Genomic DNA, 22,826 nt, shown 5'->3' with positions numbered 1-22,826 from the left:
GCTAAGCTAAGTTGACGTTGGTGCGTCGAGGCCGCGGTGACCTCCGCCTGCGCTCCCACCGGTACGCCCCGTGCGCCCCGGTGCCGCCCGCCGGTGCCCCGCGAGCCGCTCCCCGAGCACGCGCCAGACCATCCGACGCGGAAGGGGCGGTGACCGTGCGCACGTGCGACAGAGGCCTGTTGGAGGCGGGACCGGACGAACCGCGCCCCGGCGCGGAGCCCCTCGGCGACCACGCCCCGGCCCCCGGTCTCAGCCCCACCCTCCAGGCGCTGGCCGCCCGCGTCGCCGCCGCCGCGGAGAGCGAGATCCCCGCGCTCCTCGACGCGTTCTGGCGGGACGTCCAGGAGCGCGGCGGCACCCCGCTCGTCGAACCCGTCGAGGGCGACCCCGGGCGCCGGGCCGTCACCTTCCTCTGGCGCGGCCACCGCGCGACCCGCCAGGTGCTGCTGCTCGCCAACCGCCTCGTCGACCGGGACCGCCTCACCGACGCCCTGCTCACCCGGCTGCCCGGCACCGACGTCTGGCACCTCACCCACCAACTGCGCGCCGACCACCGCGGTTCCTACCGCATGGCCGGCGATCTCTCGCCCGGCGACGTCCCGGCCGCGCCCGAGGCCCGCCAGACCCGGCTGCGCGCCCTGTCGGGGTACGCGTCCCACGACCCGCTCAACCCCCGCCGCATCGGCGACCGCTGGAGCCAGCCCGACGGTTCGGTGTTCGCGCTGCCCGACGCGCCCGCACAGCCCTGGACCGAGCGGCGCGAGGACATCCCGCGCGGCCGCGTCGAACGGCACCGGCTGCCCGCGGGCGCGCTCGGCGCCGAACGCGACGTCTGGGTCCACCTGCCGGCCGAAGGGCCGCGCCCCGACAGCCCCGTGGTCGTGCTCTGCGACGGCGACATGTGGTTCGGGCGGCTCGCGCTCCAGGACACCCTGGACGCCCTCGCCGCCGACCGCGCCGTGCCCCCGCCCGTCGTCCTCGCCCCCGACGCGGTCGACCGGCTCACCCGCTGGCAGGACCTCACCGCCCGCGACGCCTACGTCCGCTTCCTCGCCGACGAGGTGCTGCCCTGGGCGGCCGGCCGCTGGCCCCTCACCACCGACCCGGCCCGCACGGTCGCCGCGGGCCAGAGCCTCGGCGGACTCACCGCCCTGTACGCGGGACTGCTGCGCCCGGACCGGTTCGGCGCCGTCCTCGCCCAGTCGGCGTCCCTGTGGTGGCGGCCCGGACTGCCCCAGGGCGTGCCGAAGGCGGCGCCCGCCGACGAGACGCCCTGGCTCGCCGAGCGGTTCGCCGAGCAGGAGCGGCACCCGTCGCTGCGCGTCCATCTCGACGTGGGACTGCACGAGGGCGCGATGGTCGACCACAGCCGTCGCCTGCACGAGGTCCTGGTCGCACGCGGGCACGCGGTGACCCGCGGCGAGTACAACGGCGGCCACGACTACGCCTGTTGGCGGGGCGCTCTCGCCGACGGCCTGGTGGGCCTGCTCGCCCGCTGACCGGCCGGGCGCCGGAGACGGCGCGGGCGGCGTGGGCGGCGTGGGCGGCGAAGGTGGCGTGGGCGGCGAAGGTGGCGAACCTCACGGAGCCGGCCGCCGGGAGGTCCCGGGAAGGGGTTTCGAGGCGGCCTCCAGGGGGATCCGAGTGACCTGTGGGCAAGCCGTGTCCGTGTCGCTGTTGGGCTGAACGGGTGACTTGGCGTAAGAATTGCCCGGTGCAGAGAACAAGTGCGAGCCAGGACGGGGTGGGCAAGTGAGCAGCAGTCAGCGCCACGACGTCACCGACGAACAGTGGGAAGGGCTCGCCCAGGTCGTACCGCTGCGCAGCCGCAACGAATGGCCTTCGTGGCCCGGGCACCGCGCCCTGCCCGAGGCCGAGACGGAGACCCGCCGCCGCTTCGTGGTGATGCGCGTCAACGTCTTCTCGGACGCCCGTGAGGTCGCCGAGACCGTGATGGCGCAGATCCCGGTGCTGCTCGACCTGACGGGCGCCGAGACCGAAGTGGCCAAGCGCGTCCTGGACTTCAGCAGCGGCGTCGTCCTCGGCCTCGGCTGCGGCATGCACCGGGTCGACAAGAACGTCTTCCTCCTCGCGCCGCCCGGCACGGAGGTACAGGGTCTGGTGGAGGCGGTGGCACAGTCCTGAGGGGCTGTGCGACGGACGCGGGAGAGACGCGGAACGGATGACTCTGAAGGTGGGCCAGCGCGTGGCGCTGGCGGCGGACACCCCGCTGACCGACTCGGCCGAGGCGGCGGGGGTCGTCGTCGGGTTCCTGTCCCTGGCGGCGGGCACCGTCGGCACCGTCGAGCAGGTGGCCGGGCAGCAGGACGAGAGCCACGACGTGCGCGAGTACGAGCGGCTCACGTCGCTGCTCGACGCCTTCGGACGCGACATGCCCACCGCGAGCAGGAAGCAGCTCGAAGAGAAGATCGCCTCGCTGGAACCCGCGTGGACCGCCTTCCAGGAACGGGCGCCGCGCGTGAGCGTGCGGGTCCGCTTCGACAACGGCCTCATCCTCGACGGCGCCCACGGCGACCTCTTCGTCCCTGCCTGAGGGCGGCGGTCCGGGGGCCCACCACCGCCCTGCCGCCGCCGGGCCGTGCCGTCAGCCCGCCCTTCTGACGTGCAGCACGCTGCCGTCCAGGGGCAGCGCCGACCGGCCCACCAGGGTCAGGCCCGCGTCGGCGAAGAGCCGGGCGTAGTGGTCGGCGCGCCGTTCGCGGCCGCCCACGTTGCACATCATGTGCAGGTCCCAGGCCGTGGCCAGCGAGGCCGAGCCGTCGTCGGGCAGGACGCGTTCGACGACGAGCAGATCGGCGCCTGCGGACATCGCGCGGGCGCAGTGCCGCAGGATCTCCCGGCAGCGGTCGTCGTCCCAGTCGTGCAGGACGCGCGACAGCACGTACACGTCGCCGCCCGCGGGCACGTCCGCGAAGTCGCCCGCGCGCAGGGCGCACCGCGCCGTGTGCCCGGCCGTGTCCAGAAGGGCGCGGGCGGCCTCGACGGTGTGCGGGCGCTCGAGGAGGATTCCGTGCAGCCGGGGGTGCGCGGAAAGGATTCGGCTGAGCAGTTCGCCGTTGCCGCCCGCGACGTCGACCACCGTGGCCCCGTCGGCCGCCGCGGTGAGCACCGGGTGCGTGGGCAGCGGGTCGAACATCCGTGACCCGGCGGCCATCGACCGGTCGAACAGCCCGGCCAGTTCGGGATCGCGGGCGAAATGGTCGAAGTGGTTCTCGCCGAACCGCTCCTCGAAGGCGACCTCGCCGGTCCGTACGGTGTGGTCGAGCCCGGCGAACGACTCGTAGAACGGCCCCCCGTACAGGAGCGCCAGCGGCCGCATCGACCCCTCGGCGTCCGCGCGCAGCAGCCGCCCGGTCCCGGTGAGGCGGAAGCCGTCCCTGCCCTCGCGCACCACGCCGAGCATCGCGAGGTAGCGCAGCAGGGTGGCCAGGTTGGGCGCGAGGACACCGATGTCCCGTGCCAGTTCCGCCACCTCCACGTCCCGCTCCACGGCCATCGCGTCGGCCACCCCCAGGCGGGCGAACGCGGCCAGCGCCTGTGTCGTCCACGCCCCGGTCAGCAGGCGCAGCAGGGACTCGGCGGGCTGCCCCGCCCGGTGCGCGTCGAGGTGCCCGGCGAGGATGTCGCGGTGGTCGCCCGGCACGTACAGCTCCACGCGCCGGTACCCGGCCTTGGCCTCGGCGGGCGCGGTGAAGTAGAACACCGTGCCGTTCTCGTGCGGGTTGTAGCCGCCGCCGTCGGGACGGGCGCCGTACCGCGTGAAGGCCGCGCACAGGCCGCGCAGCACCAGCGGATCCGGTGCCGCGACCTCGAAGGCCACGTGTGCCTCGTGCTGGTGTTCCCGTTCGTGCGCGGCGACCGCGGCGAGGTCCGAGCCGGGCGGCACGGCCAGCGCGAACACCTCGACCGAGCGCCGCGCCGCGTCCCGGCACTCCACCGCGGGACGCAGGATGCCGACGTCGAGCTCCGCCGCGGACCGCTTGTGCCGTACGGCGAGGCGCTCGCGCACCACGACGCTCGGCCGCGGTGGCGTGTCCGCGACGAGCCCGCAGTCGGCGAGCGCGGTGTGCAGCCCGGCCGTGTCGGGCGGGAAGAGGAGCAGTGCCGCGTGCGAGAAGTCGCAGCACTCGACCAGGGCCCGCAGCTCCGGGCCGTCGAGGCCGGGAAGAAGGAGCGGGAGCAGCGTGGCGGTGTCCTGCTCCTTGACGAAGTCGGCCGCCGCGCGCAGCCGGGACGTATCGTCCGACCATGCTGTGATCATTGCGGGTGGAACCTCATTCCGGGGTTCGGGTGTCTGCGTACGGATGTACGCGGGGTGCGGACCGTCCACGGGCGCGGACGGTCCGCGGGAGAGGGGCTATACGCCGACGTAGTGCTCGGCGAACCAGTCCTGCTGGGCGCGCGAGGTGCGCAGCGAGGCGAGGCGGGAGCGGCGCAGGGAGTTGTGGAACAGCGACTCGCCGTCCGCGCCGGACGGGCCGTGCAGCAGCCCGATCATCCAGTGCGAGAACTCCTGCGCCCGCCAGATGTGGGTCAGGCACCGTGCCGAGTAGGCGTCCAGGCCCGCCGGGTCCCCGGCCCGCAGGGCGTCGGTCAGGGCGTCGGCCAGGAGTTCCGCCTCCAGGACCGCGAGGTTGGCGCCCTTCGCGGCCGACGGGCTGATCAGACCGGCGGCGTCGCCCGCGAGGAACAGCGCGCCGTGGCGCAGCGGTTCGAGCACGTCGGACCGCAGGTCGACCACGGACCGCTGGATCAGGGGGCCGCGGTGCAGCGGGCCGTACTTGTCCGCCCCCATCCGCAGGTCGAGCTCGTCCCAGATCCGGTCCTCGGACCAGGCGTCGGCCGGGGTGCCGGGCTCGCACTGCAGGTAGTAGCGGGTCACCTCGCTGGTACGGGCCATGTGCCCGGCGAAGCCGCGCCCGTGCGCCGCGTACCCGACGGCGTCCAGGCTGGGCGGCGCCTCGGCGAGCAGCCCGAGCCAGGTCACTCCGTGGTCGCGGTGGTGGCGGACGGTGCCGGGCGGCAGCGAGCGCCGGGCCGCGCCGTGCTGCCCGTCGCAGCCGGCCACGTACCGTCCCCGCCACCGGCCGGGCCGCCCGTCCGCCTCGCGCACGGCCACCGTCGGCCGCTCGCCGTCCGCGTCGCGCACGGCCACCGCCTCGGTGCCGAAACGAATCTGTCCGCCGCGCGCCAGGAACCGCGTCACCAGGTCCGTGACGAGATCCTGCTGGGGATACACGGTGTGCCGCTCGCCCCGGCCGAGACCGCTGTAGTCCAGCCGGAACCGGTCGTCCTCGGTACGGAACTCGCAGGTGCTGTGCGGCTGTCCGCGCCGCCGCAGCCCCTCGGCGAGACCGTGCCGCTCCAGGATCCGCACGGTGTGGGCGGCCAGGAATCCGGCGCGCGCCCGGGTCTGCACGTGCGTGCGCGTGGACCGCTCCAGGACGACACAGTCGATCCCCCGGTCCACGAGGATGTTGCCGAGCACGAGGCCCGCGGGCCCCGCCCCGAGAACGACCACGTCGGCGGTGCGCTCGGCCGGTCTTCGACTCTTCCCGTCTGTCACGGAACCAGATACTAAGGAGCGGAAAATCTGTGGTCGTACCGAAATCACCTGAATGCCTTACCTCTTCGGACAGCGGCGTGCGGAATCTTCCGGGGGAATCCCTCATATGTAGGAAGGTCGGTTGGGCGTAACGGTTCGCCGCGCCCGCCGCCGCTTACCGTCCGGGCATGACGGTGTTTCCCCGGGTACCGACCGCCGAGCCACCGGTGGGCAAGGACCGGCCGCAGGTCACCGAACTGCGCCTGTCCGCCTTCGCCGGGCATCGCGCCGCGGTGCTCCCGCTCGGCCCGCTCACCCTGATCACGGGGCCGAGCGGCAGCGGCAAGTCCAGCGCGCTCGCCGCGTACGAGGCGCTGGCGCGGCTCTGCGCCGGGGCCGAACTGCCCGATGTCTTCGCCGATCCGGTGGCCTGCGTGCCCGAGCGGGCCCGCGCCGACCGCCAGCGGCGCCGCGGATTCCGCATCGGCTGCACGGTCGACGGACCCGCGGGCGCCGTCCGGCTCGACCTCGCCGTCCAGGCCGAGCCCGAACTGCGCGTCGTCGGCGAACGGTTGACCCGTGACGGGCTCGTCCTCCTGGAGACCGCGCTGCGCGACCCCGGCCGCCCCGTGGTCCAGGCGGCCTGGCACACCGCGGGCAGCGCGCCGGTGACACGCGCGCCGCTGCCGGACGACCGGCTCGGCACGGCGCTCGTGCCGCTGCGGGTGGCGGGCAAGACCGACGGGCAGCGGCTCGTGCTGGCGGCGGCCGAGCAGGTCGTGGTCGCCCTGCGCTCGGTGTTCGCCTGCGACCCGAGGCCCAGCCGGATGCGTGCCCCGGTGCCGGCCGGGCGGATCGGCGCGGGCCGCCTGCTGAGCGGCTGCGACAACCTCGCCGAAGTCCTGTGGCGCACCCGCGCGGAGTGCTCGGTGCGCCACGGGCTGCTCGTCTCGGCGCTGCGCTCCGGGTGCGCGGGCCCGGTCACCGACGTCCGTGCCGAGGAGGTGGCGGACGGCGCGGTGCACGCCTTCGTCGAGCGGGGCGGCGGGGTGCGCACCCCGCTCGGCCGGCTCGGGGACGGCGAACTGCGCTTCCTCGCCCTGTCGCTGGTCCTGCTCACCGGGCCCGGCGTGCTCGCCGTCGACCCGGTCGCCGAGGTCCCGCAGGCCTACCAGAGCCTCACGGTCATCGCCGACGGCCTGGACCGGCGTCTGGACGCCCGGCAGGTGCGGGCCCTCGCCGACCTGGCGGCGCGCACCTGCGAGCGCGGGCACATCCGCCTGGTGGGGGCGGTCGGAGACGCGTCGTGGGCGGCGGACGCCGCGGGAGCCTCGGTGGTAGACCTGGAGCGTGACGGAACGACTTGATGTGGCGGTACTGCAGCGCAGGCTGGCCGAGTTCGCGGCGGCCCGCGACTGGGAGCAGTACCACACCCCGAAGAACCTGGCCGCCGCGCTGAGCGTGGAGGCGTCCGAACTGGTCGAGATCTTCCAGTGGTTGACGCCCGAGCAGTCCGAGGGCGTGATGCGGGACCCCGACACCGCGCCCCGGGTGGCGGACGAGGTGGCCGACGTCCTCGCGTATCTGCTGCAGTTCTGCGAGGTCCTGGGGATCGATGTGCTGGCCGCCCTCGCGGCGAAGATCGAGCGGAACGAGCGGCGCTTCCCGGTGCCCGAAGGCCCCTGAACCACCCCTGGAATCCCTCATTCCGATATTTTCGTCACTCTCCGGAGTGGATGGCTTGGCCAAACTCGGCGGGCTGTCCACAGATTTCCGGCTTCCCCTGGCTTTTCGCCCGGATGGGTATCACTCTGGGTAGTGGACGGGGGAGATCGGGCAATCGTGCGGAGCGTGCGCGCGGGATGGAGGGCAGGGCATGGACGCCATGCGGCTCATCGAGGCGAACCGCCGCGCCCTGGCGCACAGTCAGGAGCCCGCGGACATCGTCGTGGAGGTCTGGCAGTCCCAGGCCCTCGCGCAGGCCATCGGCAGCCACCTGGCGGTCGCGGGCCCTCCCGAGTTACGGGGCGAGGCGCTCGGCCTGAGCGAGGTCGGCGGCAGAGCCTGCGGGGTGCTCGACGTCCCGCGCCTGGGCACCGAGGACATACGGGCCACCCGGCTCACGGAGACCGGCGACGCCCAGCGGGTCCTGCTCGGACTCGACCGTCTTCTCGGCGAGGTCGGCATCGCGCTCGTCGGTGTCGCGATGGGCGCCGAGGACGAGGGGGTGTACTGGCAGTGCATGGAAGCGATCGACGCCGCCGACGAGTCCAGGGACCGGGTGCTCGAAATGCTGCGCAGGCTCGCGGTGCGCGAGGAGAGCCTGCCCGAGCCCGACTCGGCGGCGGGGCCGTCATGAGGCGGCCGCGGTCCGGCCCCGCCGGAGTGCGGGGCCGCACGGGCGCCGGGGGTGCGCCGGCGGGATCAGATGCGGCCGGGCTCGTCGTCGCCCCGCGGACGGCCGCTCCCGGCCGGGGCGGCGGGCGGCGCGGACTGCTGCAGATCGGCGTCGAGCTGGGTCAGATCGGCGTTCAGCGCTGCCATCAACTCCTCCATCTGCTGCAGCAGGCCCTTGGGCGCACCCTCCTGCGCGGGCACGGACGCATCGTGCGCGGCCCCCTGATCGGGCGCGGCTTCCTGGGACATGACGGCCTCCTCGGCCCTCGCCCTCCCGGTGCGGAAGGGCAGTTGACGCACGCGACGCACCGGCAGCGACCGCCGGCGCGGGGGCCGGGCGGTCCGGCTCCGCCCGAGCCAACGATCATCCCTCCGGCGGGGTCACTGGGGCGGGCCCGCACCGGCCGCCGTGTTGACGGATTTTCACCCGACCGGGGTGGCGGGCGATCGGCGGGACCGACGGGGTTGACGGGCGTTCGAGCGTGCAGGATGGAGCCATGGATCTTCGAATCTTCACGGAGCCCCAGCAAGGGGCCACCTACGACACCCTGCTCACCGTCGCCAAGGCGACCGAGGACCTCGGTTTCGACGCCTTCTTCCGCTCCGACCACTACCTGCGCATGGGCTCCGCCGACGGCCTGCCGGGCCCCACGGACGCGTGGATCACGCTGGCGGGACTGGCCAGGGAGACCCGGCGGATCAGGCTCGGCACGCTGATGACCGCCGGCACCTTCCGGCTGCCCGGCGTGCTCGCGATCCAGGTCGCGCAGGTCGACCAGATGTCCGGCGGCCGGGTCGAACTGGGCCTGGGCGCAGGCTGGTTCGAGGACGAGCACAAGGCGTACGGCATCCCCTTCCCCAAGGAGAAGTTCGCCCGCCTGGAGGAGCAGCTGGAGATCGTCACGGGCCTGTGGGCGACGGAGGTCGGCCAGACCTTCAGCCACGACGGCAAGCACTACCGGCTCACCGATTCCCCGGCCCTGCCCAAGCCCGCCCAGCCCAAGGTGCCGGTCCTGATCGGCGGCCACGGCGCGCAGCGCACCCCGCGGCTCGCCGCCCAGTTCGCCGACGAGTTCAACATCCCCTTCGCCTCGATCGAGGACAGCGAGCGGCAGTTCGGCCGGGTCCGCGCGGCCGCCGAGCAGGCCGGGCGCAAGGGCGGCGACCTGGTGTACTCCAGCGCGCTGGTGGTCTGCGTCGGCAAGGACGACGCGGAGGTCGCCCGGCGCGCGGCGGCCATCGGCCGCGACGTGGACGAGCTCAAGGCGAACGGCCTGGCGGGTTCCCCCGCCGAGGTCGTCGACAAGATCGGGCGCTACGAGGCGATCGGCGCGAGCCGCATCTACCTCCAGTGCCTGGACCTGGCCGACCTGGACCACCTGGAGCTCATCTCCTCGCAGGTGCAGTCGCAGCTGTCCTAGCCGCCCTCCCGCGGGCGGCCCCCAGGACGTGGCCGCCGGGCTCACCCCTCCGGTGCCCGGCGGCCACCCGGCCCCGACGCGGTGCTACTGCCCGGTGGAGCGACCCAGGAACTCCAGCTCGGCGATGGCCACCTGGCGCTTCTTGGCCGCGCCGTAGGCCGATCGCAGGACCAGACGGACGCTCACCGCGTTGCGCACGCGCACGTCGAGCTTCTGCACGCCGCCGTCGTTGATCCGGCGGTGCAGCGTGCGCTCCTTGCCCGACGAGTCGCCGACCACCAGGTCGAACTCCATCGGCCGCGCCTGCTCGGCGGCCTGCGCGCTGCGCGGCGAGGTGCCCGGCGTGATCAGGAGGTTGAGCAGGTCGGTGGGCTGGCCGAAGTCGGCCTGCAGCCACTGGCCCGCCGAGTCGCCCGAGTAGCCGGTGCCCCACCAGGTGTTGGAGTAGCCGTCGAAGGCGAGCTTGGCCGGCTGCTTGGGGGCGGCGTGCGAAGCGCTGTACTTGGTGGGGTGCACCGGCACGCGCTTGGCGAAGTGGTCCTGCACCGCGCGGGCGGCCGGCGGGCCGCCGAAGATGCCGCCGATCACCAGGCCGGCGACGACCGCGATCCCCACCGCACGGGCGATCCACCGGGTGCGGTCGCGGTTCAGCCGGGGCCGCTGGCCGGCGTACGGGCCCTCGGCGGCCGGCGCGCCGGAGTCCCTGAGGAGGTTCGCGCAGCTGCGGCAGAAGTGGCGGCGGGGGGCGTTGGGCGTCCCGCAGCTCGGGCACGGCGGGCCGGACTCGGGCGCGGCGGCCACCGCGGCCTGCCGCACGCGGGGCCGGGCCGCCTCGGGCCGCCCCGGCAGCACGCTGCCCGGCGTCTCCGGGGGCGCGACGGCGTCCGAGGCCTCCGGGACGGGGACGAGCAGCGACCGGATGGCGGTGTCGGAGTGGGGCGGCTGGGCGGGCGGGGGCGTGCGGTGCGCGGCCGGCTCGGCGGGCCCGGACGACGGCAGCGGGACGGTGGTGTCGGTGGCGCCGGGAGCGGCCGCGGGCGGCGCCGCCGGACGCTCCGGGGCGGCGCCCGGCAGGTCGGGGGCGGCGGCGGGCGGGGCGGCGAACGTGGAGGTGTCCGCGGGCCCTCCGGCCGGGGTGTCCCAGCGGAGGAAGGCGCCGCAGGAGTCGCAGAAGGACTGGCCGTGCTGCCGGGCGGGGGTGCCGCACTCGGGGCAGGGGCGGGTGGGGGCGGAGGAGTCAGGCATCTCGTTCATCTCGGGCCGATCGGGCATGGTCAGTTCCCTTCGGGGGAAGGTGCGGCGGTCACCTCGGCCGTGAAAGGGAGGTGGGCGGGGCGGGCCGCGGCGATGACGGACCGCAGGCGGTGGGTGTCCACCGACGCGGGGTCCGGCACGCGCAGCGTGACGTGCAGGGCGGGGCGGGGCGTGCCGGGGAACGGGCCGAGCGGGCGGGCGGACCAGGTGGCGCCGCCGCTCTCGGTGATCTCCGGGCGTACGCCGAAGGCGAGCCGGACGGCGGCGGAGAGTCCGCGGTGGGTGCCGCGGACCCGGTGCAGGTCGACGGCGGAGGCGACGGCGTGGCGGCGCATCGGCAGCGGCTCGGTGCCGTCGAGCTCCGTGCCGACCCAGTCCGTCAGCCAGCCGAGGAAGTCCTCGGGCGCCAGCGCGGGCGTGAAGTACGCGTCCAGGCAGTCCAGGACGGTGAACACGGGCGCGAGGACGACGTCGAGGCCGGACACGAAGCGCAGGGCGAAGTCGTCGTCGGCGAAGACGGCGGGCAGTTGCTCCCCGATCGGATGGGCGGACGTCAGCTCCGGCAGCGAGCCGCGCCGCGAGCCGCCCTCCGCCGCCGCCCCGGTCGCCGGGTCCGGCCGCGCCTCGGGCGTCTCCTTGGCCCACGAGACGTGCCCGCCGCCCGCGCCGCCGTCCCCCGCGGACAGCTGTGCCGACACCCGTTCCGTGGCGAGCGCCGCCAAGGTCGGGAACTGCGCGGTCGGGGTGCGCCCCGCGTCCTCGGGCACCGCCGACGCGTGGGCCGACGCCGCCCGGTGGCCGGTCGCCGAGGGCGGCTGCGGGCCGGTGGTGTGGGCGGCCGCGCCGGGTTGCTCCGGTTCCGGGCGGGACTGGGTACGGGCGGGTGGCTCGTGCCCAGGACCCGACACGGGCTCGGGACCTCGCGCGTGGTCCGCGCCGGACGCCGGGTCGTTCGTACGGGACGAGGACGACGGCGAGGGAGGGGACGACGGCGCCGGTGACGGCGTGTCCGAGGCGGAGGCGTGCTTCGGGGCGGACGCGTGCTTCGGCTTCGCGGTGCGCTTCGGTGCGGGTGCGGGTGCGGGTGCCGGTGTGGGGTCCGGGGCTGGTGCGGACGGGTCCGAGTCGTGGCCCGCGCCCGCCGTCGTGTCCGCCCCCTGGGCGTGCTCCGTGCCGTGTTCCGGGCCGTGCTCCGTGCCGGACGCGGGTTCCGGCCAGGACACGTGCCGCGGTTCCGGGTCGGGCATCGGTCCGGCGCCGTGACCCGCCCCCGGGACGGCCTCGGCGCCCCGGGTGGGGTCCGCTCGCCGCGCGGGCCCGGCGCCCGGCGCGGGGTCGGCGTCCGGCGCGGAAGGCGAACCTGCCGCGTGCCGTGGTCCGGACGCGTGCCGCGGTCCCGGCGCACCCGTCTCTCCGGACCCCTCCACGGGCCCGTAACCCTCGACAGGTCCGTAGCCTGCTGAGGATCCGTAGCCCTCGGTGGGTCCGTGGCCTTCCGTGGATCCATAGCCCTCGGCAGGTCCGTAACCCTCCGTGGATCCGTAGCCCTCGGTGGACCCGTGGCCTTCCGTGGATCCGTGGCCTTGCGCGGGTCCGTAGCCCTCGGCGGGGCCGAACCCTTCGGCCGGTCCGTAGCCCTCGGCGGGCCCGAATCCCTCGGGAGCCCCGGAGTCGCCCTGCGCTCCCTGCCTCCGGCCCCGCTCCTGTTCCTGGTCCCGCGCCTCGTCGTTGCCCGGGTTGCCCGGCTCGCCCGTCGTCATCGTGCCTCGATGACGCGGACGCGGTGGTCGAAGGGGAACAGCAGCGCGGAGGAGGCCAGTTCGATGCGGTCCGTGGCGTCGCCGCGGCGGCCCGTGAGCGGGTCGGCGGGGTGCAGCAGGACCTCGTCGACCAGCTCCACGCCCGGGACGCGCTGGAGCGCGGCGAAGATCTCGCCGGCCCGCAGAGGACGGCCGAACTGCCAGCCCTCGCCGTGCGAGCCGCCGGTCAGCGGGTCGAGATAGGCGTACAGCGCGTCGAGCGCCTCCGAGCGGACCCGCTCCGCCTGCGCGGCGCGGAAGGAGTGCAGCGTGGCGACCACCGTGACGCCTTGGTAGAAGGGCGGGCCGACCGAGAGGCGGGTGCCCAGCGGACGGCGGTCGTCGAGGAAGTGGGTGACACGGGAGAGGAGTTCCTCACCGGGCACCAGCTGCTCGAAGCGGAGCCGGCCGCCCCGGTCCGGCACGGCCTGGGGCACGACGAGGACCCGCACCGCGTTCTCGCCGGCGTCCTTGGCGTCCGCGGACAGACAGTGGATCCGGGCCGTCTCGGGCGCGGCCCGCCGCGCGAGCTCCTCGTAGTCGCGCGCCGTCACGGCCCGCTCCTGGGCGCGCAGCGCGATCGGCGCGCGGACCTTCGCCTCCTGCACGGTCTCGCCGTCCACGCCGCCGCGCGCCGCCTCTCGGTTCTCCACCCGGGCGACGTACGGGATGGAGCTGCGCAGCACCTGGATCGCGCCGCGGGCCACGTTGCCCGTGCGGCCGCCGCCGGTGCGGTAGCGGGTCGCGCGGATCGCCGCGCCCTTGCCGGGCACCGCGCCGAACTGCCGGAGCGAGCCGTCCGGTTCGCGCACCGCGGGGCCGAAGGCGACCTCGCCGGTCGCCGCGTCGAGCGTGATGTGCCGGTCGTAGGGGCCCGAGCGGGCGAAGTCGTCCACGACCTGCCACTCCTGCCAGCCCGTGCCCTCCCCGTCGGAGACCTCAAGGACCAGCGGCGGCCGGTCGGCGACCACCGGCGCCTGCGCCAGGCGCACGCGCTGGCCGGGCACGCCCGTGGAGTCGCCCAGGAGTTCGTCGCGGACGACGTCCGCGTGCGCCACCGCGGTCGTGCCGCCGATGGTGAACGCGGCAGCGGACCGCACGGTCGGCGAGGCGCTGTAGAAGGGCTGGCCCACCGCGGCCTCGACGACCCGGCAGCGCAGCCAGCCCGCGTCCCGCCGCCCGACGCGCGAGACGGTGTGCCCGCCGGGGATGTGCAGGACGACCTCGCCGGGCCGGTTGAGACCGCCGGTGGTGTCCTCGTCCACCTCGCACTCGGCCCAGCCGTCCGCCGTCCACGCCTCCCACACCAGCGGCGGCTGGCGCGGGTCGACGCCGACACCGTCGACGCGGCTGTCCAGCTGCAGCACCGCCACGCAGTGCGGCACCGCGTCGCTGAGCCCGAACAGGAGCGTGTCGCCCGGCTGCGGGGACGTCGCGAACACCGCCACGTCCTGCCCGGCGAAGACGTCCTGCCCGCAGTCCTGCGGGGTGCCGCCCGACTCCTTGCGCAGCACGGAGTCCAGCTCGCACGGGACCACGGTCAGGTCCGCCTCGGTCGCGAAGGCCACCGCCTCCTCGGTCTCGGTGCGGCCGGTCGCCACCTCCGTGCCCGCGGGCAGCACCACCGGCTCGGTCTGCGGCGCGGACAGCCAGAAGGTGACGTCGGCGCGGGCCGCCGACGGCGGGAAGAGGGTGACGCCGAGCAGGTCGAGGAAGGCCAGGTGGTTCTTCTCCGGCACGCGGTTGAGCCGGTAGACGACCTGGTCGGCCATGTGCGCGACGGCCTCGACGAGGGTGACACCCGGGTCGGACACGTTGTGATCGGTCCACTCCGGGCAGCGCTGCTGGATGTAGCGCTTGGCGTCGTCGACGAACTGCTGGAAGCGCCGGTCGTCGAGGTGGGGTGCGGGCAGGGCCATCGGACTTCAGACTCCGCTCTCTGATTCCGTGGACGGGATCACGTAGAAGGGAAAGACGAGGCTGCGCGGGTTGTTGGTGCCGCGCACGCTGTAGCTCACGTCGATGAACAGGACGGACGGGTCGTCGGGCGCCGGGCTGACCTCGACGTCCAGGACCTCGATGCGCGGCTCCCAGCGGTCGAGCGAGGACCGCACCTCGTAGCGGATCCGGCCCGCCGTCGCCTCGTTGACCGGTGAGAACACCATGTCGTGGACGGCGCAGCCGAATTCGGGCCGCATCGGCCGCTCGCCCGGCGCGGTGGCGAGCACCAGCCGGATCGACTCCTCGATCTCGCGCTCGCGCCGGGCCAGCGCGATGCCGCCGCCCGCGTCCGTACGCAGCGGGAACGTCCAGCCCGCGCCGACGAACTGCTCACTCATCTGCGGTGACCCCCTTGAGGCACACGTCGTTCATCTCGCACGCCCCTAGAAGGGAATGCCGTTGCGCAGCACGGCCGGCGCGCTCAGCGCGACGGTGGCCGGCGAGCTGATCGCCGCCGCCGCGCCCGCGTTGATGGCGACCGCGGCCGCCGCCGTGACCGAGACCGCGCCGACCGCGTTGACGGCCACCGCGCCCGCCGACTTGAGGCTGACCGCGCCGGTCGCGTTGATGTCCGCCATGCCGCCCGCGTTGACACCGAACTTGGCGCCCGCCTTGATGTCGACCGCGCCGCCCGCGCTCATCGTCAGTGAACCGCCCGCGGTCAGCGACAGGTTGCCGCCCGCCCGGATGCTGACGTTGCGGGTGCCGGAGATCGACACGGAGCCGTCGCTGCGGATCGTCACGCTGGTGCGCGTCTGGTCCAGGTGGACGGTCAGCCTGCCGTTGCCGGTCTGCAGCCGGATGCCGCTCTTCATCCGGGACTTGGCGTCCACCAGCTCCAGGGTATGACCGCTGCGCGAGGACAGCGAGCGCCAGTTGACCCGGCCGCTGGTCGGGTCGATCGGCTGCAGCCCGTCCGTGCTGGGCGTCGGCTTGTCGATGCCGTTGTACAGCCCGGCCAGCACATAGGGGTGCTCCAGCGAGCCCCGGTCGAAGGCGACCAGGACCTCGTCGCCCACCTCGGGCATCATCAGGCCGCCGCCGCGCACCCCGCCGAGCTGCGCGATGCGGCACCAGTCGCTCTCGTAGGAGTCGGAGAGCCACGGGAAGCGCAGCTTGACGCGGTTCAGGCGCAGCGGGTCCTTGGCGTTGCTGACCAGCGCCATCGCGACGCCCGGCATCGGCGGCGCGGCGTCCGCGCCGCCCGAGGCGAGCCCGTACAGCGAGCGGAACTGCCGCCCCGAGACGGTCAGCCACGTCGTGAACGGCCGCCCGGACTCGAAGAGATGGCGCACCCCGGTCGCCGTGTACTTGCCCTCGAAGGGGAACCCCGCGCCGTTCAGCGCCACCGGCTGGCCCGGCCGCAGGTCCGGGTTGCCGGTGACGGCGACCTCGATCTCGGCGAAGGAGCCCGTCACGTCGTCCGCGAGGGCCTTGGCGGCGTGCGTCACCTGCGCCTGCGTCGTGTACGGCGTCCAGGTGTCGGTCAACTCGGCCTTGCCGAACGGCTTCGAGAGCTGCGCGGGCGTGATGTCGGCGTCGATGTCCTTGCTGCGCAGGGCCGGTGACTGCGCGGACAGGGCGCGCTTGGCCCGCATGTTCCAGCCGCGCACCCCGGCCGTGGAGACCTGCCCGGCCGAGGTCACCGCGACCCGGCTGTGCTGCGCGTTGGCCCCGAACTCGATGACGTACGGGCTCTGCGCGGCCGGTGTCGTGTCGGACGGCGCGCCCGAGGCGGGCTTGAGCTTCGCGAAGCACAGCTTGCCGTCCTCGTCGAAGGACAGGTGCGTGTCGTTCTCCTGGGCGAGCCGGGAGAGGAAGTCCCAGTCGGTGATGCCCGGCTGGGTGGCCAGCTCGTAGACCGTCGGCGTCGACTCGATCTTCCCGAGCTTCAGCTTGCTCGCGGTGGCGACCCGGCGCACGATGTCGGAGGCCGTCATGTTCGGGAAGCCCTTGACCCGGCGGTTGCGCAGCAGCCGGTGCCCCGGGTCGTAGCCGCGCACGACCAGGGACTTGGCGCCGCCGTCCGAGTCGACCTCCAGCGCGGTGACCTCACCGGTCAGCATCGGCTTGCCGCGCACTCCGTCGGTGAAGGGGCACAGCACCGCCTCCGCGCCCACCTTGATCTGCGGGAACTTCTCCAGGATGTCGCCGCCGTCGTCGGCGAAGGTCAACTGGAAGGCGGACGGCACGTTCACGCTGGAGTCCACCCAGCCCTCGACGAGCAGCACGGCCAGCTTGTCGGGCAGGACGGAGCCGCCGATCTCGGCGTGCAGGACGCTCGTGTACGTCTTCTCGCTCATGCGGACTCCACGTGCGTGGGGGTGGGGCGGGCCTCTTCGGCGGCGGGCAGCAGCAGTTCGGTGCCCGGTCTCAGCCGCATCGGGTCGTCGATCTCGTTGGCCTCGGCGATCAGCCGCCAGCGGGTGGCGTCGCCGTACTCCCGCCACGCCAGCGAGGCCAGCGAGTCGCCGGCGACCGTGCGGTGCACCCGGCGGGCGGAGAGCGCGCCGGAGGTCGGGTTCTGCCCCTTGGTGGGCATCGAGATCTCGGTGAGCGCGAGCGAGCAGGCGGCGCGGATCGGCTCACCGGTCGGGTTGAACAGCGTGTACGTGGCGCTCACGTTGGTCACGTACGCCACGAACTGCACGGTGTTGAACGACCCCCACGAGAACCGCACCCACGGCGGCGAGGGACGCTTGGAGGTGACGCTCTGCGGGGTCACCTCGCAGCAGGACAGCAGCAGTTCCACCTGCTTCTGGACCTTGCCGGAGTTGGGTGTGCCCGAGGAGTCGAGGAAGACCTCCAGCTGCAGGGTGGCGGGGGCGGCGCCGGTGAACTTGGGCGGGGCGCCGCGCGTGTAGGCGACGGCGCGCTGGGTGCGCCACTCCGCCGAGCGCGCCATCTGCAGCTGCGTCGGGTTGAACTGGAATTCCACCTCGCCGATCCGCCCGCCCATCGACCCGCCGAGGTCGGTCGGCGGCTGGTGGATGGCGAGCGCGGCACGGACCAGGCTCGCGCCTGCCTTGCCGCCGGTGGGCGCGGCCATCTCAGGCACCTCCCGCGTCGGTGAAGCCGTGGTGGGCGATCTCCAGCGTCTCCGTCGCCACGGACGGGCTGTCCGGGCTCAGGCTCGGCCCCTGCCAGCTCACGGGCAGCACCTCGACGAGCCCCCACTGCGCGACGATGGAGCCGTCCGCGCGCAGCGCCGCGATCTGCGCGGTGGGCCGCGAGATGCCGGTGGCGATGGACGAGATCCACGCGGCCACCCGGGCGGTGTCCGCCGTCAGCGGCCGGGTGAGCCGGATCGTCGAGAAGGTCACGCGGGTGGGCAGCTGCCAGACGAAGCCGTTGTTGCCGCCCTCCTGCCGCTGCTCCACCTCCACCTGGGAGGAGAGCCCGTCGCAGCCGTTGAACAGGCCGAGGTCCTGGCCGTCGATGGTGAGCTTGAAGAAGACGGTGGAGCCTGGGTCCTGGGTCGAGGGCATCGGTTCTTTCCTGGTTCTTCCTGCGCTGGCGGTGGCGGTTGCGGTCTCGGGGGCGGGGGCGGGGGGTGGGTGCGGGTGCGTCGGTCAGCGGCCGTGGTCGCGGAGCCGGCCGACGCGTTCGCGGTCGCTGCGCAGTTCCGCGCGCAGCAGCCGCGAGAGCGGTGCGAGCAGGCGCCGGGCGAGGGCGTCCAGCTCGGCGGGGCTGGATTCGGATGCGGCCGGGGGAGCCGCGGCGGTGTCCGACTGGGCGCCCTGGTCGGCGGCGGCAGGACCGCCGCCGGGCCCGGAACCGGTCGGCGGGACCCCGACGCCGGTCTGCCGGGGCGGCGGCGCGGCGGGCGGCTGCGCGGCCCGGGCGGGCGTGGGAGCGGGGGCAGGTGTCGGCGGGGCCGCACGGCGCTGGACGGCGGGCCGGGCCGCCGCGAGCGGCGAGGTGCGCACCGTGCTGGTGCTGGTGCTGGTGCGGGGTGCTGCGGGGCGCACGGGCGCGGGGGTCGCGGCGGGGCCGGGCATGCTGCGCGCCGCCGCCGGGCCGGACGTGGCGAGCGGGACGACGACGGGGGCGGGCGCCGCGGCGGCGCGGTGGCCGCCCGTGGTCCGCGCGCCGTGGCCGCCGGACGACCGCTGCAGCGGTACGGCGGTGGGAGCGGGCGCGGGGACGGCGGCCGGGGCGATCGCCGGGGAGACGGCGGGCCGTCCTGGGGCGGGTGCGGGGCCGGCCGGGTGGCCGGCGGACGCGGGTGCGGGGCCGCCTGCCGCCGCGGGCTGGACGGTGAGCCCTCGGGAGGGGGCCAGCGGACGCGGCCGGGTGGCGCCCTGCTCGGCGGGCCGGTAACTGCCGGGTGCGATACGGCGGTTGACCGGGACGACGGGGAGCGGCTGGGGCTTCGCCTTCGGCCGGGGCGCCTGGGCCGGTGACGCCGGTGACGTGGCGGGTGTGGCTGCGGACGTGGACGCGGGTGCGGCTTCGGTGGCCGGGGCCGCGGCCCGGTGGGTGGTGGCGTCGGCGGGGCCGGGCCCCGGCACGACGGTGGGCGAGAGCGTGGGCTCCGCCGGGGCCGTGCCGGACGGCGGGGTGGCGGTGCCCGGCGCCTGCCGGCCCGGGGGGACCGGCGCGCCGATCGGGGTCCGGCGCGGGCGGTCCTGCGGCGCGGGTCCCGGGGTGGAGCCATCCGACGCGGACAAGGGGCTGCCAAGGCCCGGGCGTTGGGCGCCCGCCGGGGTGGTGCCGTCGGCCTGCGCGCGTCGGACCCGGCGCACGTGAGGCCGCCGCTGTACGGGCTGAACGGGGGATTCTGCCCGCACAGCGACGGGGTCGGGGGCCGCGGACGCGGCCTGCGCCCCCGGACCGGTGGGGGATACCGGCCCGGGGACAGCGGTGGGCCGGACGCGGTCGGCGGCGTCCGGCACGGCGGGGAGTGCGGTGGAGGCGTCCGGTGCGGTGCCCTGGGCGGCGGGCCGGACGGTGTCCTTGGCGGTGTCCTTGGCGGTGTTCTCCGTGCCGGACGGCTTCGGCCGCGCGGCCCCGACGGGGAACACCTGCCGCTGCGGCACCACGGACGGCGCCGCCGACACGAGCGGGGACCGCCCGGACCGCACCCGCTGCACCACGGGGACGGCGGCGGACGCGGCGGGACTGGCTGCGGTGGCGGCTCCGGCGGCTGCGGTGCCTTCGGAGGTCCGTGCGGGCCCGGAAGCCCGCCGGTCCTGACGCGGGGCCTCCGTCGCCTCCCCGCCCGGTACGGGAAGGGCCCGGGCGCTGGCGAGGGGCGCGGTCCGGCCCGGTGCGTTCCCGGTGGCGGTCCCCGGCGTGGAGCTCGGCCCGGCGCCGGGCGCCGCTGCCGAGCGCTGGACGGCGGGACCGCCGGACGCGGGCGCGGGGGCGGCGGGGCCCGCGGTGCTGCCGGAACCGCCCTGGCCGGTGACGGGGCGGTCTTCGCCCGTGCGGCTCGTACGGTTCGCACGGCTCGTACGGCTCGTACGGGGAGCGGTGCCGCCGCTGCTGCCGTGCGCCGAGCGGTCGGCGGGGGCGGCGGACGGGCGCGTGCCCGCTTGCGGGGCGGGTGCCGGGTTCGCGGCCGGGGGCGTGGGCGCGTGCGTACGGGGGGGAGCGGCCGGTGCGCCGGACGGACCGGGGGACTTGCGCTGGACGGGGCGGTCGGCGGCGGCACTTGGGGTGGCGGGCGGGGTGGCCTGCGGGTCCGGCTGCGGCACCTGCGTGTCCGACGCGGGAGCCCGCGAGCCGAGAAGCGGCTTGTCCTTGGGGGTGCTGGGAGTACTGGGAGCGCTGGAGGCGCTGGGGGCGGCAGTTGGGGCGCTGGAGACGCCTGAGGCGTCGGTACGGCCGCCCGGTGCTGTCTCGGTCTTGGGCGGCGTGGGGCGGCTCGCCGGGGTGCGCGGCGCGGAGGTGTTCGCCGGGCCGGAGTCCGGTCGCGCGGGCGCGGGGGAGGCGGGGGAGGACTGTCCGCCGGGCTCGGGCGAGGCCTTGCGCTGGACGGGTCGGTCCGCGGGGGCGCCGGGACCGGCGGGCCGCGGGGCCTGCGTCGCGGGGCCGGAGGTCGGGGCGCCGAGGCCGGGCCTCTTCCTGGAGGCGTCGGTACGAGTCCTGCGTACCGCCTCGCCCTGGGCGGGAGCCGACGGGCTCCCCGTGGCGGCGGACCGTTGGACGTCCGTGTCCGGTACGGGAGTCGGCGCCCCGCCGACGAGCGGCCTGCTCGCGGAAGCGGTGGGCGGCGCGGACGGCGCGGACGCGTCGGTACGGGGTGCGGGGCCCGGCGACGGGGAGGTGCCGGGTGCGGCGAGGACGCCCGGAGCGCCGGACGTCGAAGAACTGGAAGCACCGGACGCACCGGACGCCGCGTCGCCGGACCTCGCAGCGCCGGACGCGGGGGTGCCGGGTCCGGACCTGCCGCTTCCTGAAGCCGAGTCCGCCCCCGAGGCCGCCCGCTGGACGGACCGGCCAGGAGACGCGGCACGGGCCTGAGGGGAAGCAGCCGGAGACGAGGACGGCGAGGACGAGGGCAAGGCCGAGGGCGAGGCCGACGAAGAAGCGGGCGAACCGGACGAAGCGGCCCCCGGAGAACCGGGAGCCACAGCAGAGGCCGGAGACACTGCGGACGCCGCAGACGCGGGAGACGCAGACGACACCGGAGACACCGGAGCCGCCGGAGATGCGCCCGACGCGGGGGGCGGCGACGGATTCACCGGCCGCGCCCGACGCGTATGCGTGAAGACCGGCGTGACGGCGGGCTCCTCGGGCGCGGACTCCGCCCGCCCGCGCACCGGAAGCCGCAGCGAGGGCAGGTCGAGGCTGCCCGGGCGCCCCGCGACCGGCGTGAGGACGTCGCGGAGCAGGCCTCCGGGGGCCGACGACTGCACCGCGTGGCCCAACTCGCCGCCGAAGGAAGGGTTCTGGTGGGTGGCGAGCATCGCGCCGAAGCCCTGCTCGGCGACCGTCCGGGGTGCCGCGAGCACCCGCTGGACCGGCGGCAGGCCGACCCAGCCGTCACCGGCGGCCCCACGGGCAGCGGACTCGCCACCGGAAACGGAACCGGCCCCGACGTCAGAACCGGCCCCGGCACCGACGTCAGAACCAGAACCGGCACCCACGCCAGAACCCGCCCCGGCCCCGGACCCCGCCCCGGTGTCGACACCGGCACCGTCCCGCGCCGACTCCCCGGCCGCCGGGCCCGTGACCGCGCCCGGCGCCGTCACGCCGCCCGGCACCGCCGCGTCGTCCCGCGACCCCCGCCGCCACCTGAACAAGCCCATCACTTACCTCGACTCACCGACCGGACACGTCACCGCCGCCCCGCCCCGCCCTGTTCCGCCCCCGTCACTTCACTGCCTCGCCTCCGCCTGCTCCACGAGCGTGGCGGTCCGCGACACGTACGCGCGCCGGTCCGCGTGTTCGAGGTCGAGGATGTCGTTCATGCCCCAGTGGAAGTGGTAGGCGAGGTACGCGACTTCCTCCTCGATGCGGTCGGCCGCGTACGTCACGATTCCCCCAGGCGGCTCCCGGCCAGCTCCACCTCGAAGGACTCCGAGCAGTGCGGACACGCCACGGCCGCCCGGGTGTGGCCCTCCGCGTTGATCTGCCGGTAGAAGTCCTGGAGGAAGGCGAGGTCGGAGGCGAACATGTTCTCCACCGTGCCGTCGTGGACGGACCCGAGGGTGCCCAGCCGGGTGATGACCCGGCCGAGCAGCACCACGGACAGGTAGGCCGGGTTCTCGCGCACACGGACGTCCCGCAGCGGCACGAGCTCGTCGCGTGCCGTGGCGAGCCGCATCGCACCGTTGCGGTGCACGGTGCCGGACTCGTCCACGAAGCCGCGCGGGAGCTCGAACTCGAACTCCGTGCGCAGCGGTTCGCGGTCACCGGCCGCCGCCGAGGGGGCCGCCGTGCCGGGTGCCGGCAGCCCCGCCGGGCCTTCGCGCCGCATTATTCGATGACCAGCTCTTCGAAGACGATGGTGACCTGCTCGGTCAGCGCGGCCGCGTCGCCCGCCTTGACCCCGCTGGTCTCCACCTTGCTGCACCAGGCGTTGCGCAGGTTGTACCGCTTCACCGGGCTGTTCTGGTAGTCCATCATCATGATCGTGGCGTTCTTGCGCGCCGAGCCCATGTCGCCCGCGATGGACTTGTTGATCCACTCGCTGAAGACGGGGCTCTGCGTCATGCCGCGCGTGACCGTGCACTCGCCGGCCTTCTTCACGCCGGGCATCTTCTTCACGACGGGCTTGCCGTCGGCCGAGACCTGCTGGTACTCGATGACGTCCTGCTCCATGGAGAGGCCGCTGACCTCCTGCAGGTACTCGACCATGACGCCGTCGATCTGCAGGCCGAAGTTGTGTGTAGTGAGCGCGTCACCGGGCTGAAGGGACAAGGAAGTTCACTCCTC

Annotated in this window: 22 protein-coding genes; 8 read left to right on the top strand and 14 right to left on the bottom strand. The window is 75.1% G+C overall.

All coding sequences use genetic code 11. The annotated features are described in order from the left end of the window. Positions 1 to 149: 149 nt before the first annotated feature. From fes to ACFYXE_RS25545, 3 genes are all read left to right on the top strand, one after another. Entirely contained in the window at positions 150 to 1,499 is a 1,350-nt protein-coding gene (gene fes, locus ACFYXE_RS25555) for an enterochelin esterase (RefSeq protein ID WP_389315978.1), read from the top strand. A 253-nt stretch (positions 1,500 to 1,752) separates the two neighbouring features. Beyond that, a complete protein-coding gene (locus ACFYXE_RS25550; protein WP_361164593.1) occupies positions 1,753 to 2,145 on the top strand; it encodes a cell division protein SepF in 393 nt (130 codons plus the stop codon). 37 nt (positions 2,146 to 2,182) lie between these two features. Further along, a complete protein-coding gene (locus ACFYXE_RS25545; protein WP_389315975.1) occupies positions 2,183 to 2,554 on the top strand; it encodes a hypothetical protein in 372 nt (123 codons plus the stop codon). 51 nt (positions 2,555 to 2,605) lie between these two features. Here the strand turns inward: ACFYXE_RS25545 and ACFYXE_RS25540 are convergent, their stop codons facing one another. Next, the gene (locus ACFYXE_RS25540) at positions 2,606 to 4,282 is read right to left on the bottom strand and encodes a methyltransferase (RefSeq protein WP_389315973.1); all 1,677 of its coding nucleotides are present in this window, start codon (positions 4,280 to 4,282) and stop codon (positions 2,606 to 2,608) included. A 96-nt stretch (positions 4,283 to 4,378) separates the two neighbouring features. Continuing rightward, complete coding sequence (locus ACFYXE_RS25535) at positions 4,379 to 5,542, bottom strand: 4-hydroxybenzoate 3-monooxygenase (protein WP_389316277.1); 1,164 nt, start codon at positions 5,540 to 5,542, stop codon at positions 4,379 to 4,381. 212 nt (positions 5,543 to 5,754) lie between these two features. On the opposite strand from ACFYXE_RS25535, the gene ACFYXE_RS25530 reads away from it, so the two are divergent. The 3 genes from ACFYXE_RS25530 (at position 5,755) to ACFYXE_RS25520 (ending at position 7,925) form a co-directional block, all read left to right on the top strand. After that, positions 5,755 to 6,933, top strand: a complete 1,179-nt coding sequence (locus tag ACFYXE_RS25530) for an AAA family ATPase (protein ID WP_389315971.1) — start codon at positions 5,755 to 5,757, stop codon at positions 6,931 to 6,933. Continuing rightward, entirely contained in the window at positions 6,917 to 7,252 is a 336-nt protein-coding gene (locus tag ACFYXE_RS25525) for a nucleotide pyrophosphohydrolase (protein ID WP_389315969.1), read from the top strand. Before ACFYXE_RS25530 ends, ACFYXE_RS25525 begins: the two co-directional genes overlap by 17 nt. 190 nt (positions 7,253 to 7,442) lie before the next feature. After that, the gene (locus ACFYXE_RS25520) at positions 7,443 to 7,925 is read left to right on the top strand and encodes a DUF6099 family protein (protein ID WP_361164607.1); all 483 of its coding nucleotides are present in this window, start codon (positions 7,443 to 7,445) and stop codon (positions 7,923 to 7,925) included. 65 nt (positions 7,926 to 7,990) lie between these two features. On the opposite strand, the gene ACFYXE_RS25515 is transcribed toward ACFYXE_RS25520, so the two are convergent. Beyond that, complete coding sequence (locus tag ACFYXE_RS25515) at positions 7,991 to 8,212, bottom strand: hypothetical protein (protein ID WP_361164610.1); 222 nt, start codon at positions 8,210 to 8,212, stop codon at positions 7,991 to 7,993. A gap of 248 nt (positions 8,213 to 8,460) precedes the next feature. On the opposite strand from ACFYXE_RS25515, the gene ACFYXE_RS25510 reads away from it, so the two are divergent. Next, entirely contained in the window at positions 8,461 to 9,384 is a 924-nt protein-coding gene (locus ACFYXE_RS25510) for an LLM class F420-dependent oxidoreductase (protein WP_389315966.1), read from the top strand. A gap of 84 nt (positions 9,385 to 9,468) precedes the next feature. Here ACFYXE_RS25510 and ACFYXE_RS25505 read toward each other — a convergent pair whose 3' ends face one another. The 8 genes from ACFYXE_RS25505 to ACFYXE_RS25470 form a co-directional block, all read right to left on the bottom strand. Next, a complete protein-coding gene (locus tag ACFYXE_RS25505; protein ID WP_389315964.1) occupies positions 9,469 to 10,656 on the bottom strand; it encodes an NADase-type glycan-binding domain-containing protein in 1,188 nt (395 codons plus the stop codon). A 2-nt stretch (positions 10,657 to 10,658) separates the two neighbouring features. Further along, positions 10,659 to 11,195: a phage tail protein gene (locus ACFYXE_RS25500; protein ID WP_361180988.1), complete on the bottom strand. Its 537-nt coding sequence runs from the start codon at positions 11,193 to 11,195 to the stop codon at positions 10,659 to 10,661. Between the two features lie 1,199 nt (positions 11,196 to 12,394). Next, complete coding sequence (locus tag ACFYXE_RS25495; protein ID WP_361180983.1) at positions 12,395 to 14,356, bottom strand: putative baseplate assembly protein; 1,962 nt, start codon at positions 14,354 to 14,356, stop codon at positions 12,395 to 12,397. 6 nt (positions 14,357 to 14,362) lie between these two features. Then, positions 14,363 to 14,776 carry a GPW/gp25 family protein gene (locus tag ACFYXE_RS25490; RefSeq protein WP_361180984.1) on the bottom strand — a complete coding sequence of 138 codons (414 nt, stop codon included), beginning with the start codon at positions 14,774 to 14,776 and terminating at the stop codon, positions 14,363 to 14,365. 45 nt (positions 14,777 to 14,821) lie between these two features. After that, positions 14,822 to 16,741, bottom strand: coding sequence for a VgrG-related protein (locus ACFYXE_RS25485; protein ID WP_361180985.1), 1,920 nt, complete (start codon positions 16,739 to 16,741; stop codon positions 14,822 to 14,824). Continuing rightward, positions 16,738 to 17,487, bottom strand: a complete 750-nt coding sequence (locus tag ACFYXE_RS25480; RefSeq protein WP_361180986.1) for a LysM peptidoglycan-binding domain-containing protein — start codon at positions 17,485 to 17,487, stop codon at positions 16,738 to 16,740. The genes ACFYXE_RS25485 and ACFYXE_RS25480 overlap by 4 nt, the downstream gene beginning before the upstream one ends. 1 nt (position 17,488) lies before the next feature. After that, the gene (locus tag ACFYXE_RS25475) at positions 17,489 to 17,926 is read right to left on the bottom strand and encodes a phage tail protein (protein WP_361180987.1); all 438 of its coding nucleotides are present in this window, start codon (positions 17,924 to 17,926) and stop codon (positions 17,489 to 17,491) included. Positions 17,927 to 18,010: 84 nt separating this feature from the next. Further along, complete coding sequence (locus tag ACFYXE_RS25470) at positions 18,011 to 20,140, bottom strand: hypothetical protein (RefSeq protein ID WP_389315960.1); 2,130 nt, start codon at positions 20,138 to 20,140, stop codon at positions 18,011 to 18,013. 151 nt (positions 20,141 to 20,291) lie between these two features. Here ACFYXE_RS25470 and ACFYXE_RS25465 point away from each other — a divergent pair, with 151 nt between their 5' ends. After that, entirely contained in the window at positions 20,292 to 20,909 is a 618-nt protein-coding gene (locus tag ACFYXE_RS25465; protein WP_389315958.1) for a hypothetical protein, read from the top strand. Positions 20,910 to 21,766: 857 nt separating this feature from the next. Here the strand turns inward: ACFYXE_RS25465 and ACFYXE_RS25460 are convergent. Genes ACFYXE_RS25460 through ACFYXE_RS25450 form a run of 3 tightly spaced genes read right to left on the bottom strand, consistent with a single transcriptional unit; the run spans position 21,767 to position 22,811 of the window. Then, positions 21,767 to 21,925: a DUF6760 family protein gene (locus tag ACFYXE_RS25460; protein ID WP_361180980.1), complete on the bottom strand. Its 159-nt coding sequence runs from the start codon at positions 21,923 to 21,925 to the stop codon at positions 21,767 to 21,769. After that, complete coding sequence (locus ACFYXE_RS25455; protein WP_361180979.1) at positions 21,922 to 22,368, bottom strand: hypothetical protein; 447 nt, start codon at positions 22,366 to 22,368, stop codon at positions 21,922 to 21,924. Before ACFYXE_RS25455 ends, ACFYXE_RS25460 begins: the two co-directional genes overlap by 4 nt. Beyond that, entirely contained in the window at positions 22,368 to 22,811 is a 444-nt protein-coding gene (locus ACFYXE_RS25450) for a phage tail protein (protein WP_205040150.1), read from the bottom strand. The genes ACFYXE_RS25455 and ACFYXE_RS25450 overlap by 1 nt, the downstream gene beginning before the upstream one ends. Positions 22,812 to 22,826 lie beyond the last annotated feature (15 nt).

Origin of the sequence: Streptomyces sp. NPDC002564, from assembly GCF_042889645.1 — a bacterium.
Lineage (GTDB): Bacteria > Actinomycetota > Actinomycetes > Streptomycetales > Streptomycetaceae > Streptomyces.
The sequence above is the reverse complement of the archived record's forward strand: the minus strand, read 5'-3'. Positions and strand labels throughout refer to the sequence as shown.

Bases quoted from the DNA above. Each gene is read 5' to 3' on its own strand.
- ACFYXE_RS25545 (WP_389315975.1), top strand. From the start codon at position 2,183: ATGACTCTGAAGGTGGGCCAGCGCGTGGCGCTGGCGGCGGACACCCCG.
- ACFYXE_RS25540 (WP_389315973.1), bottom strand. From the start codon at position 4,282: ATGATCACAGCATGGTCGGACGATACGTCCCGGCTGCGCGCGGCGGCC.
- ACFYXE_RS25530 (WP_389315971.1), top strand. From the start codon at position 5,755: ATGACGGTGTTTCCCCGGGTACCGACCGCCGAGCCACCGGTGGGCAAG.
- ACFYXE_RS25520 (WP_361164607.1), top strand. From the start codon at position 7,443: ATGGACGCCATGCGGCTCATCGAGGCGAACCGCCGCGCCCTGGCGCAC.
- ACFYXE_RS25515 (WP_361164610.1), bottom strand. From the start codon at position 8,212: ATGTCCCAGGAAGCCGCGCCCGATCAGGGGGCCGCGCACGATGCGTCC.
- ACFYXE_RS25510 (WP_389315966.1), top strand. From the start codon at position 8,461: ATGGATCTTCGAATCTTCACGGAGCCCCAGCAAGGGGCCACCTACGAC.
- ACFYXE_RS25505 (WP_389315964.1), bottom strand. From the start codon at position 10,656: ATGCCCGATCGGCCCGAGATGAACGAGATGCCTGACTCCTCCGCCCCC.
- ACFYXE_RS25495 (WP_361180983.1), bottom strand. From the start codon at position 14,356: ATGGCCCTGCCCGCACCCCACCTCGACGACCGGCGCTTCCAGCAGTTC.
- ACFYXE_RS25490 (WP_361180984.1), bottom strand. From the start codon at position 14,776: ATGAGTGAGCAGTTCGTCGGCGCGGGCTGGACGTTCCCGCTGCGTACG.
- ACFYXE_RS25485 (WP_361180985.1), bottom strand. From the start codon at position 16,741: ATGAGCGAGAAGACGTACACGAGCGTCCTGCACGCCGAGATCGGCGGC.
- ACFYXE_RS25480 (WP_361180986.1), bottom strand. From the start codon at position 17,487: ATGGCCGCGCCCACCGGCGGCAAGGCAGGCGCGAGCCTGGTCCGTGCC.
- ACFYXE_RS25475 (WP_361180987.1), bottom strand. From the start codon at position 17,926: ATGCCCTCGACCCAGGACCCAGGCTCCACCGTCTTCTTCAAGCTCACC.
- ACFYXE_RS25455 (WP_361180979.1), bottom strand. From the start codon at position 22,368: ATGCGGCGCGAAGGCCCGGCGGGGCTGCCGGCACCCGGCACGGCGGCC.